This is a genomic window from Ensifer sp. NM-2 (genome assembly GCF_003024455.1).
Lineage (GTDB): Bacteria > Pseudomonadota > Alphaproteobacteria > Rhizobiales > Rhizobiaceae > Ensifer > Ensifer canadensis.
In genome coordinates this window covers 15,864-27,018 of sequence record NZ_PVZR01000038.1, presented here as the reverse complement: position 1 = coordinate 27,018, position 11,155 = coordinate 15,864, and the positions used below count along the sequence as shown (strand labels likewise).

General features: G+C 61.6%; 11 protein-coding genes. 3 read left to right on the top strand and 8 right to left on the bottom strand.

Features of this window, described 5'->3' with window-relative positions; all coding sequences use genetic code 11:
• Positions 1 to 4: 4 nt before the first annotated feature.
• The 7 genes from C6558_RS37325 to C6558_RS37295 form a co-directional block, all read right to left on the bottom strand.
• Entirely contained in the window at positions 5 to 1,765 is a 1,761-nt protein-coding gene (locus tag C6558_RS37325) for a Na(+)/H(+) antiporter subunit D (protein WP_107028710.1), read from the bottom strand.
• Positions 1,758 to 2,012 carry a hypothetical protein gene (locus C6558_RS37320; protein WP_057217318.1) on the bottom strand — a complete coding sequence of 85 codons (255 nt, stop codon included), beginning with the start codon at positions 2,010 to 2,012 and terminating at the stop codon, positions 1,758 to 1,760. Before C6558_RS37320 ends, C6558_RS37325 begins: the two co-directional genes overlap by 8 nt.
• The gene (locus C6558_RS37315; RefSeq protein ID WP_025431454.1) at positions 2,009 to 3,472 is read right to left on the bottom strand and encodes a monovalent cation/H+ antiporter subunit D family protein; all 1,464 of its coding nucleotides are present in this window, start codon (positions 3,470 to 3,472) and stop codon (positions 2,009 to 2,011) included. Before C6558_RS37315 ends, C6558_RS37320 begins: the two co-directional genes overlap by 4 nt.
• A 4-nt stretch (positions 3,473 to 3,476) precedes the next feature.
• On the bottom strand, positions 3,477 to 3,779 hold the full coding sequence (nuoK, locus tag C6558_RS37310) for an NADH-quinone oxidoreductase subunit NuoK (protein ID WP_025431455.1): 303 nt from the start codon (positions 3,777 to 3,779) through the stop codon (positions 3,477 to 3,479).
• Complete coding sequence (locus C6558_RS37305; RefSeq protein WP_025431456.1) at positions 3,779 to 4,279, bottom strand: NADH-quinone oxidoreductase subunit J; 501 nt, start codon at positions 4,277 to 4,279, stop codon at positions 3,779 to 3,781. The genes nuoK and C6558_RS37305 overlap by 1 nt, the downstream gene beginning before the upstream one ends.
• 181 nt (positions 4,280 to 4,460) lie before the next feature.
• Positions 4,461 to 4,859 (bottom strand): nuclear transport factor 2 family protein, encoded by a 399-nt coding sequence (locus C6558_RS37300; RefSeq protein ID WP_107028709.1) that lies wholly within the window; start codon positions 4,857 to 4,859, stop codon positions 4,461 to 4,463.
• Positions 4,860 to 4,903: 44 nt separating this feature from the next.
• Complete coding sequence (locus tag C6558_RS37295) at positions 4,904 to 6,256, bottom strand: MFS transporter (protein WP_107028708.1); 1,353 nt, start codon at positions 6,254 to 6,256, stop codon at positions 4,904 to 4,906.
• A 113-nt stretch (positions 6,257 to 6,369) separates the two neighbouring features.
• Between C6558_RS37295 and C6558_RS37290 the strand changes: the two genes are divergently transcribed.
• Positions 6,370 to 7,281 carry a LysR family transcriptional regulator gene (locus C6558_RS37290; RefSeq protein WP_057217325.1) on the top strand — a complete coding sequence of 304 codons (912 nt, stop codon included), beginning with the start codon at positions 6,370 to 6,372 and terminating at the stop codon, positions 7,279 to 7,281.
• A 196-nt stretch (positions 7,282 to 7,477) separates the two neighbouring features.
• On the opposite strand, the gene C6558_RS37285 is transcribed toward C6558_RS37290, so the two are convergent.
• Positions 7,478 to 8,839 carry an aspartate aminotransferase family protein gene (locus C6558_RS37285; RefSeq protein WP_107028707.1) on the bottom strand — a complete coding sequence of 454 codons (1,362 nt, stop codon included), beginning with the start codon at positions 8,837 to 8,839 and terminating at the stop codon, positions 7,478 to 7,480.
• 131 nt (positions 8,840 to 8,970) lie between these two features.
• Here C6558_RS37285 and C6558_RS37280 point away from each other — a divergent pair, with 131 nt between their 5' ends.
• A complete protein-coding gene (locus C6558_RS37280; protein ID WP_057208390.1) occupies positions 8,971 to 9,840 on the top strand; it encodes a LysR substrate-binding domain-containing protein in 870 nt (289 codons plus the stop codon).
• Positions 9,841 to 10,005: 165 nt separating this feature from the next.
• Entirely contained in the window at positions 10,006 to 11,058 is a 1,053-nt protein-coding gene (locus tag C6558_RS37275) for a D-alanyl-D-alanine carboxypeptidase family protein (protein WP_057217331.1), read from the top strand.
• The last annotated feature ends 97 nt before the right edge of the window (positions 11,059 to 11,155 follow it).

Sequence of the window (11,155 nt, the reverse complement as noted above, 5' to 3'; positions counted from 1 at the left end):
CCTCCTACCGCCACGCCACGGCGAAGACGGCAACGGCTGCGATCACACCGACAATCATCGCCAGCACGTAGTGGGTCACGACGCCGGTCTGGAGCCGACGCAGCGCCGCGCCGCAGCGTAGGATCGAGCGGGCAACGCCGTTCACGATGGCGTCCACGCCGGTGAGATCGATCCGCAGTCCCGCCCGTGCTGCCCCATGCAGGAAGGGCAGCGCCGCGGTCTCGGACACGTCGCTCACCGCCTTCTCGTAGCGCGCCAGCGGTTTCTCGGCGATCCACATGAAGACCCGTGCGCCCTTGCGGTAGAACCAGTCAGTGTCGAGGCTGATCGTATTCTCGGGATCGAGCGCCTTGAGGAACAACACGAACCCCAACGCGGTGAACATCAGCACGCCAAGGCTCTCTGTGACATGGGCGCCAGTGTAGGGTTCGAAGTCGACCGGATAGGGCAGCAGCGCATAAAGCATCTGGGGGAACACCCCGATCGCGATGCACAGCACCGCCGCCATGCCCATCGCGACCAGCATGTTGCCGGGCGGTTCGCGCGCCTCCAGCTTCTGATCCGTGCCGAAGAACATGTAGTACGGGAGTTTCAGTCCGGTGTGCAGGAACGTCCCTGACGACGCCATCGTCAGCGCCAGCACCACCAGCGCCCGATGATCCTGACCGGCGGCGGCCACCACCATCGACTTGGTGACGAAGCCGGAAAAGAATGGAAATGCCGAAATCGCCAAGGCACCGACCATATAGAGCGCCACGGTCATCGGCATGGTTTTGTAGAGCCCACCTAGCTCGGTGAGCTTGCGACGGCCGGTGACGTAGATGACCGCCCCGGCCCCCATGAACAAAAGCGCCTTGTAGAGGATATGCGCGAAGGCATGGCCGGTGGCCCCGTTCACGGCCATCTCGGTCCCGATGCCGATGCCCGCCACCATGTAGCCCACCTGGCTGACGATGTGATAGGCCAACAGTCGCCGGCAGTCGTTCTCCAGTACTGCGTAGATGACGCCGTAGAGCGCCATCGCGGTGCCGAGCCAGACCAGAAGCTCGGTGCCCGGAAACGCCCGCGCCAGCACGTAGACGGCGGTCTTGGTGGTGAAAGCGCTCATGAACACCGCCCCGGTGACGGTCGCCTCCGGATAGGCGTCGGTCAGCCAGGCGTTGAGCGGCGGTACCGCCGCGTTGAGCAGGAACCCGGCAAGTATCAGGTAGGCGCCGACGCCCATCCCACCCTCGATCGGACCGAAAAGCAGCGAGCCGGTGGCCAGCCCGTGGAGAATGACGCCGCCGAGCAGGGCAACCCCGCCGGTGATGTGGACCATGAGATAGCGAAAACCGGCGGCGATCGCCTGCCGGCTGCCCTGGGCGAAGACCAGATAGGCAGAGGCAAATGCCATGGCCTCCCAGAACAGGTACAGGGTCAGGTAGTCACCGGCGAATACCACTCCGAGCGCGCTGCCGACGTAGACGAACGCTGCGACATGCTGGCCGGCGTGAGGCAGGTGCAGCGCGTAGACGGTTCCGATCAGCGCCATGATGGTGAAAACGGTGGCGAAGACGATGCTCAGCTTGTCGACCTTCGCGATCAGGACTTCCTGCCCGATGAATTGCATCTCGCCATAGCTGCCCGGCTGCATCGCAAGCACGGCGAGGATCGCCAGCGCCGGAACCAGCAGGAGATAGGCCTTGCGGATCGACCCATTGAGCAACGGGATCGGCAGCGCGCCGAGAATGAAGATCAGGCTCGGATGGATAAAATCAATCATAGTAATCCTCGCGCCGCATGAGCCCACACTGGTGGCCGAGGAACTTGGAAACGAAAATCAAAACCATGCAGGAGCCGAAGCCGTAAACGGCAGACCAACCAGGCAGGCGGTCCCACAGGTATTCGGCGTGTTCGCGAGAAACCAGAAAGTCGGCGACGACGATCAGGGCAAGCACCAGATAGAACAATCGGCGGCGCTGCCTCGCATATTCTTCGTCACCAAAGAAGTTGACGACGCGCTTGATCATTTGACCACTCCGTCCGCCAGAGCGAGAAAATAGCCGGGAAAGATGCCCATCAGCACCGAAAGGATGGCGGTTGCGACCAGCGGGATCGTCATCATCGGAATTTCACGGACCGTCGCCGGGCTCTCCTGCACCTCGGTCCCGAAAAAGGCGACATAACTGACCGGCAGGAAGTAGGCGGCGTTCAGGACAGAACTCACTAACAGCACGATCAGGAATGCAATCTCCCCCGCCTCCACAGAGCCCAGCGCCAGATACCACTTGCTGACGAAGCCCGCGGTCGGCGGCACCCCGATCATGCTGAGCGAGCCGACAAAGAATGCCCCCATCGTCCAGGGCAGCCTACGGCCGATACCGGCCATATCGCTGATGTTCCGTTTGCCAGACGCGCAATAGATCGACCCGGCGCAGAAAAAGAGTGTGATTTTCGAGAAGGCATGCGCGGCAATGTGGATAATCCCGCCGACCATTGCGACCGGCGACAACAGAACCACGCCCAGCACGATATAGGACAGTTGGCTCACCGTCGAATAGGCGAGCCTGGCCTTCAGATCGTCCCGGGTCAGGGCGTAGACCGACGCCATCAGGATGGTGAACGAGACCAGATAGGCCGTGGCTGTGCCGAGGCCCAGTTCGCCGACCAGCCCGACGCCAAAGACGTGGAACACCACGCGCAGCACGCAGAATACGCCCATCTTGACCACCGCCACCGCATGCAAGAGCGCGCTGACTGGTGTCGGCGCGACCATCGCGGCAGGCAGCCATGCGTGCACCGGCATCACGGCGGCCTTGGCAAAGCCGAAAAGATAGCAGAAATAGACGACTGTCAGCAGCGCCGCCGAGGCATCGGCCCCCGCCAGCAGTCCCCCCGCCACAAAGTCCAGCGACCCCGCAATGTGATAGGTCAGCGCCAGCGCGGCAAGCAGCACGCTTTTCGACGCGCCCATCAGATAGACGAGATACTTGCGGCTGCCCTTCCATCCCTCTTCGTCCTCGTGGTGGTAGACGAGCGGATAGGTAACGAGGCTGAGTACCTCGTAGAAGATCACCAGCGTAAACAGATTGGCCGCGAAGGCGCCCCCGACGGCCGCTGCCAGGCTGGTGGCGAAACAGGCGAAGAACCGGGTCTGCGCATGCTCTTTCAGGTGCCGCATGTAGCCGATGGAATAGATCGCGGCCACGATCCATAGAAGTGACGATACTGTGGCAAAGACCATGCCGAGCGCATCGACGCGGAAAGCGAAGTCGATCCCCGGTAGTATCTCGAAAAGGCGCAAATCGACGGTCCCGCCCGCCAGTACTGTGGGCGCCATCGATGCGACAATCGCGAACAGGGCGATCGCGGCCAACGGCGAGACGATGTCGCGGAGTTTCTCGCGGTTGTTGAGAAGGACAACGGCCAGGGCCGCCAGAGCCGGGACGGCGACGGCAAGCAGCGGCCGGATCGTTGTCTCCGGGTCCAAGCCGCTATCCTTTCATCATGGTCACATCGTCGACCTTGAGGGTGGATTTGTTCCTCACAAGGGCGACCAAGATGCCGAGGGCGACGGCAACCTCCGCCGCAGTGATTGCGATGACGAAGATCGCGAAGATCTGCCCGCGGAAATCGCCGTACTGACGGCCGAAAGCGATGAAGTTGATGTTGACCGAGTTGAGCAGCAGCTCCAGCGACATCAGCACAACCAGAATATTGCGTCTGAGCAAGACGCCCGCCGCTCCAATCACGAACAGGGCCACTCCGAGCAAAATATACCACCAGAGCGGAACCATCACCCCGACTCCTTCCGCGCCAGCACGATGGCGCCCACCAGGGCCGCCAGCAGGATCACGGAGGCGGCTTCAAACGGCAGGAGATAGTCGGAGAAAAGCGTCGTGCTAAGCTGTCTGATCGCGTCGCCGTCGCGCGTCGCGACCGGTTCGACGACGGAAAAGCGGTCGCTCCGGAGCACCAGCACGAGCATCTCGATCCCAAGCAGGACGAGCAGCACGAGAGTTGGAAGGCTACCGCCGGGCAAGAACCGCTGCAAGACGGCTTCGCGCACGTCGATCATCATGATCACGAACAGGAACAGCACCATGATCGCGCCGACATAGACGAAGATCTGGATGACGGCGAGCAACGGCGCCTCGAGCATGATGAAGATTGCGGAGATCTGCAGAAAACAAGCCATCAACGCCAATGCGCTGTGAACCGGATTCCGCGCCACGACGACCATCAGGGCCGCGACCACGGCCACCGTAGCGAACAGAAGAAAGAACCCCTGATCCATCGACGCCGCCCCTCGGGCGCGAACTGTCACTCGGCGAGACGGCCGGATTGGAGTAGCGCCGCACTTCAGATGCGTTCACAAATTGTGCCCTAGTATCGGATTTTTCACAAGATTATTGTCGGCGGTCGGCTAGAGGGGCGACCTTCGGAGGGAAACTTTACAAGGGGCATCGTAGACGTGCCTAAGCCGCAACCGGCGTTTCATGCAGATGCCGCCATCGGAGCGAGCCATCCGCTAAAGCTTCCAAAACGACGGTCGAGCGTCTTGCGGTTTGAACCCCGCCCGCATCCGCGTGCGTCTCGCGATAGGTGACGCAGGCTCCGCCCGACCATTCATGGCAGATCTGCATCTCGTCGACCGTGATCCGCAGCTCCGGGCGTTTCCCGTGCAGACGTCCGAACAATTCGCCCACGCCCTCTTTGCCAAGCGCGGTCCCTTGCATGGAGATCATGCGAAACTCAGGCGAGAAGCGTTCGAGCAGTTGCACCAGATCGGCAGGCCGAGCCGCCCCGATGAACCAGCGTTCGATCGCGACGTGGACATCGACAATCTCACGGAAGAATCTTTTAGTATCGGTCACGTTCGGCTCCTTGTCGGACAGTGTGAAAGAATGAGCTACGCGCGCTAATCGGCTCGCCGCAGGCGCAGAACGAAGGGCAGCGGAAACACGATCAGAACGGCAGCGATCACAAAACAGTAGCGGTAAGCCAGGGCATCGGCCGCACCGCCGCTGGTCGCGAGGAAGAGCCCCAGCAAGCCTCCCAGCACACTCGCACCGAGCGAGAAACTGAGCTGACGGTTGATGTTCCACAGCGCGCTTGCCTCTGCCATCCGTTCCGTTGGAACCGACGTAAAGGCTGCCGTCTGGGCCGTGCTCGTGCAAAGGCTCGCTCCGAAACCCATCAAAACAAAGGACGTGATCCTGACGGTGAACATTCCGGCGAATGGTGTGGCCAACAGCAGCACGCCGGCGCTGGTGACGGTCATGCCGACGAGAAAGAGCGAGCGCGGGCCTCGGGACGCAAACATCCGCCGCGTGGACATGATGGCGACGCAGGATGCGGCTGCCCATGGGAGCATAAGCATTCCCGTTTGTGTGGCCGTCAGACCAAGGCGGTCCTGCAAGTACAGGGAGGCGATCAGGTTTACGCCCGTGAAAACGCCCGGCACACACAGGTAGATGATGCTGCCAGTCCTGAGCATCGGATCGGAGAGCAGACGCAGATCAAGCAGCGGTTCGCGCGAACGCAGCGCATGGCGGACATAGGCGGCGCCCGCGACAATCGCCAAGGCAAGGACAATCGCGGCATGAACGCCACGTCCCGCCTGACTAGTGAGCGTCAGGCCAAGGGGAAGGCAAAACAGGGTGATGGCGCTCAGCAGGAAGCCGGCAATGTCGAGCGCCGGCTTCGCTTCCGCCAACCGATCGACCGGCGCCCAGGCAAGGGCCAATGCTGCTATCGCCGCTGCCAGTGGCGCAACACCGATAAACACCCAGCGCCAGGACACATGATCGGCAGCGATCCCGCCGATGGCGGGTGAAAGTGCCGGCACCAGCAGCGCAACCGTCATGACCACGGCCGTCAGATGGGCGCGGTCTTCCGGCGGATAGGCGCGATAGGCCATGCTCTGGCCGACCGGCACGAGCAGTCCTCCGCCGAGACCCTGAACGAGCCGCCAGGCGAGAAGCGTCGCAATCCCAGTGGCCATACCCCCGCCGAAGCTTCCCACCGCCACAATGAGCAGAGAGGCAATGAACACGCGGCGTTCGCCGATCCGGCGCGCAAGCCAGCTCCCCAGCGGAATGGCGACAGTCAGGCCGAGCATGTAGATCGTGCCGACCCAGGCGAGATGCACGACGGATGCGCTCAGCTCCCGCTGCAACGCCGGCAGGGCGGCATTGAAGATGAACATATTCGCGAGATCGACGGCGAAGCCGAGAAGATAGAGGGTGGCAATTCGGGAGCGGGCGGACACCGGGAAAACCTTTGATAGGAATGACGCCCGCAGGGTATTCCCTTTCATATCGTCGAATAAGGCGATACAATTCGACAACACTTGTCGACTCTATTTACCAATTGGAGTGCGTTATGGCGGTGAGTCTTGATCGCCTGACTGCTTTGCGAGCCGTCGTGGAAGCAGGATCGTTCACTGCGGCCGCCAAGCAACTCAATCAGGCCAGGGCCGCCGTCAGTTTCAACATCAAGCAGCTCGAAAGCGAATTGGGCGTCACGCTCCTTCATCGCACCACGCGCAGCCTTGCTCTGACCGATGCCGGCGAACGGTTCTATGCGCGCTGCCTTCGCATTCTCACGGAAGCCGATGAGGCGATTGCCGAAGCGCGCACGGAGCAAACGGTGCTGAGCGGCAGCTTGCGCCTGACATCGACGGTTGAATATGGCGTCGCGGTGATCGCTCCGGCGCTTCAGAAATTCACTGCGCTGCATCCAGACCTCGACGTCCAGTTCGAAGCCTATCCGACGAATGTCGACCTCCTGCGCGACCGCTTTGACGTCGCAATCCGGCTGGGGCGCAACGAGCAATTCCAGACGTCGCCATATGCTGGTGTGCACCTGGGGACGTATCAGCTCAGGCCAGTCGCGTCGCCGGACATCCTCGCCCGCGTTGATCGAACTGTCGTTGGTGCGCCCAAGATGCTGAGCGCGCTGCCGCACATCAGCAATGCCACCGTCGACCATGTGAAAAGCTGGACAATGTTCGACGAAGACGGGTGCGAATGCGCGTTCGAGGTGCCTCGTCCGTCCCGGCTACTTGCCAACAACGCATCGGTTGTGAAGGCGCTGGCGGTTGCCGGCGCAGGCGTTGCGCTTCTGCCTGACTGGTTCGTCGCGCCAGAACTTGCCAAGGGCACGTTGGCCGACGCCCTGCCGTCCTATCGCTTCCCCGATCACCAGATTTACGCGATGCACCTGCCCATGCAGATGGTCCCGCAGAAAATCCGGGCCTGGCTCCTTTTCCTCAAGGATCATGTCCGTCGTTGATTTCCTGGCACGGTACGCCGGACTTCTGCTCGGAAGTTCTCGACCAAACCCTACATTCCTACATGGCGGAGCGTGACAGATTCAAACTACCACCTCGTGAAGATCATCGACATTCTCGATACCGTGTCCGGTCATCGCCGATGCGTCGACATGTGGGTCGTAGCAATTCCTCCTGCCTTATCCGATGTCCGGCGCTTCAACCCGCGAGGATCGATTGCTCGACGATCGTCAGCGCCCGGTCGAGTTCCTGGCGGGAGACCACCATGGGCGGCGAAAGCGTCATGACGTTGCCCTGGCTGATCTTCAGGCTCAGCCCCGCTTCCATGCAGCGATAATAGGCCCGCTCCGCCAGCGCATTGTCCGGCGTGAAATCCGTCCGGTCGGATACGATCTCGACGCCGAAAAGCAGGCCGCGGCCGCGCACATCCCCGACCGCCGCGCAGCGTTCGCCGAAAGTGCTGAGCCGGTCCATCGCATAGCCGCCGAGTTCGGCGGCGCGCTCCGCAAGCCCCTCCTCGATGATGATGGAAATGGTGGTCAGCGCCGCGCGCGTCGTCACCGGGTTCTTTTCGTGCGTGTAGTGGCCGATGGCATAGTCGCCCGCCACGTCGAGATCGCGCCTGGCGACCACGCCCGCGATCGGCAAAATGCCGCCACCGAGCGATTTTCCGAGCACGAGGATGTCGGGAACGACGTCGTCGTGCTCGCAGGCAAAGAAGCGGCCGGTCTTGCCTAGGCCGGTCGGAATTTCGTCGAAGATCAGCAAGGTTCCGTGCCGGTCGCAGGCCTCACGCACCTGTTTCCAGAAACCCGGCGCCGGTGGATTGGGCGTCGCCCGCATCGGTTCGGCGACCAGCGCTGCAAAATCGCCCTCGCGGGCGAGGACGTAGGAGATCATGTTGGCGCAGGCGCGCGCGGAACTTTCGAGATTGTCCTGGCCATAGCCGCAGTGGCGGTTCGCCCAGGGCGCGACGTGTTCGGCGCCCGGCAGGAGCGGGCCGGCTATGCCCGAGCGGAAGGTCGCCTCGCCGCCGACGCTCGACGCGCCGAAGCCGGCGCCGTGGAAGGCATCCCAGAAGGAAAGCGTCTTGAACCGGCCGGTCGCGGCGCGCGCCAGCTTCAGCGCGACTTCGATCGCATCGGATCCACCCGTGGTGAACAAGACCTTGCCGAGATCGCCGGGCGCAAGACGGCCGAGCATCTCGGCAAGCTCGACGGCAGGTTCGCAGGTGAAACGACGCGGTGCAAAACACAAATCATCGATCTGGGCCTTGATTGCCTGTTTCAGCCGGGGATGGCCATAGCCGATGTGGTGAACGCTGTTCCCATGGAAGTCCATGTAGCGCCGGCCAGAGGTGTCCTCGATCCAGATGCCCTCCGCCTTGGCGATGGCGGTCAGGCAGGGGCTTGACAGGCTCTGGTGCAGGAAGGCGGCGGCGTCGCGCGCCACAAGGGAGTTCGTCCGTTCGTCGCCCATCCGGGCGTTCCAGGCCCCGCGCGCTGCCGATGTGTTGGCTTCGCCCTCCGTGTGAACCAGGGCGGATGCTGTGGCTTTCATCGCTTTCTCCGATCATCGTGCAGCTGCGTGCAAGCTATCGCATCTATCGGAGAGTGAACAAAATCGATATTAATGAGACAAATTAAGAATTCTTCGATGCCCATGCATCACCTAGGGGGCTTCCGCCTGTCATGCGCTATGTCCAGCTTCGGGCTTTCCATCACGTGGCTCTTGCCGGCAGTTTTTCGCAAGCTGCCCGAGCATTGCACCTCACGCAGCCTGCCATTTCCGACCAGGTGCGCTGGCTGGAGGAGGAATACGACGTCGCCCTATTCGTTCGAAAGCGCCGTCAGATCGAGCTGACACCGGCAGGTTCCCGGCTCCTGGCGGCGACCCACCGCCTGTTCGATGCCGAAGGCGAAGCCCTCGAGGTCCTGCAGGAGGAGCGATCGCTGAGGGCAGGCATGCTCAGGATCGCAGCCGATTCGGTGGATCACGTCCTGGACGTGCTCACCGTCTTCCAGGCGCGGTTTCCCGGCATTCAGATCAAGATCGTCGGCGGCAATTCCAACAGCATCGTGGAGGATTTGCTTGCCTACGACGTGGACGTCGGCGTCCTTGGCGAATTGGCTGATGAGCGCCCGTTCGAAGTCTTTTCGCTCAATGTCTCGCCTGTCGTGCTCTTCGCCGCGAAATCGCATCCCCTGGCGACGCGGACGAGCATTCCGCTTGAGGCGTTGAGCGCATGGCCCCTGATCATGAGGGAGCAGGGTTCACGCACCAGGCAGATGCTGGAGAAGCTCGCGGGGGCGCAAGGGGTGACCCTCCGCTACGCAATCGAGGCCGAAGGACGCGAAGCCGTCCGGCGGATCGTTGCCGCGGGCATGGGTCTCGGGGTTGTGTCCGAAGCGGAGTTCGACAACGATCCGAGGCTGGTGAAAATCGCGCTCGAACACCAGCCGCTTTCGATGCATGAAAAGCTGATCTGCCTGAAGGATCGCCGTAGCAGCAAGTCAATACAGGCCTTCTTCGCGACTGCGCGCGCACTGTCGCAAGGCTAGTGCGTTCCCCACCCCGCATGACCATCGATAGCCAATCGCGAAGATCCCTCGCCTTCGGCAGCGTCGCGTTACCTAGCGAAGCAACGCGCGTCCGACGCGCCGCAGCGAACGCTTGTGCCCCGTGGCACATCATGTCATTAGGACGCCTTCCCCGGAGACTGGCAGATGACGAAAAACATAATCGCCGGAAAACCTTTGAAAAGATTGGTGTTTATGGCGTCCCTTTTTTTGTGGACACCGGCGAATGCAACGCCGGCACTCGTCGTGGATGCCGACAGCCATCAAGTTCTCTATCAGGAAGATGCCGGCGTACCCTGGTATCCGGCCTCGACAACCAAGCTCATGACCGCGTTCGTCGTGTTTGAAGCCCTTCGGTCTGGCGAGGTGACACTGACGACGCCGGTCACCATGACCCGCAACGCAACGAAACAGGCGTTTGTCGAATCCGGCCTGACCTTCGGCCGGACAATGACCCTCGAAGACGCGCTCTTTGCCACGATTACGGCTTCAGCAAATGACGTCGCTGTAGCCTTGGCAGAAGTAGTCGCTTCCGGCGAAACGTCTTTCGTTCGGCGAATGAATGAAGCGGCGGCCCGCATCGGGCTTACGGGCACGCATTTTACCAATCCAAACGGTCTATTTGACAGAGAGAATTACACGACTGCCCGCGATCTTGCGATCCTTGGGTTGGAAGTGGACCGGATGTTTCCTGAATATCGCCGCTTCTTCCTGGCTTCGGCAGTCACGATCGACGGTAAAGAGATCAAGTCCAACAATCTGTTGTTGACGCGTTTCAGCGGCACCATCGGGATGAAGACTGGTTTCCTATGTGCATCTGGACGAAATATCGTCGGGCTCGCCACTCGAAACGGAAGGCGCGTGATGGTGGTCATCTTGGGCGCCACGACAGAACGGGAACGCAACGAAAGATCCGCGCAATATCTGACGCACGCCTTCGATGGAACGCTGTCCCCAGATGCAGTGCTTGTGGATCATCTGCCGAACCGGACCGGTGTCACGCCGCAGGATATGCGCATTCGCCTCTGTACCGACCAGAGTGCTGACTACGAGGCCAGCCGAAATAAGCTTTATCCAATGGGCCTGGCAGGTCAGGAAACCTACTTGCGAGATCATATCACCGGGCAGGTCCACGCGATCACGACATGGGCCAACGATAACGTCACGGATGTACCAACACCCACACCACGCCCATCATAATCACAACAACGAGCCGGCTGTATGGTGCGATACACCTTCGGCCTAAGTCCCCAGCGATCTGCCCAGAGCCGCGGCCTGCCGTTCATGGGTCGCCGGC

Excerpts from the sequence above, each read along its gene's own strand:
- C6558_RS37325 (WP_107028710.1), bottom strand. The coding sequence starts at position 1,765 with ATGATTGATTTTATCCATCCGAGCCTGATCTTCATTCTCGGCGCGCTG.
- C6558_RS37320 (WP_057217318.1), bottom strand. The coding sequence starts at position 2,012 with ATGATCAAGCGCGTCGTCAACTTCTTTGGTGACGAAGAATATGCGAGG.
- nuoK (WP_025431455.1), bottom strand. The coding sequence starts at position 3,779 with ATGGTTCCGCTCTGGTGGTATATTTTGCTCGGAGTGGCCCTGTTCGTG.
- C6558_RS37305 (WP_025431456.1), bottom strand. The coding sequence starts at position 4,279 with ATGGATCAGGGGTTCTTTCTTCTGTTCGCTACGGTGGCCGTGGTCGCG.
- C6558_RS37290 (WP_057217325.1), top strand. The coding sequence starts at position 6,370 with ATGGCGGTGAGTCTTGATCGCCTGACTGCTTTGCGAGCCGTCGTGGAA.
- C6558_RS37285 (WP_107028707.1), bottom strand. The coding sequence starts at position 8,839 with ATGAAAGCCACAGCATCCGCCCTGGTTCACACGGAGGGCGAAGCCAAC.
- C6558_RS37280 (WP_057208390.1), top strand. The coding sequence starts at position 8,971 with ATGCGCTATGTCCAGCTTCGGGCTTTCCATCACGTGGCTCTTGCCGGC.
- C6558_RS37275 (WP_057217331.1), top strand. The coding sequence starts at position 10,006 with ATGACGAAAAACATAATCGCCGGAAAACCTTTGAAAAGATTGGTGTTT.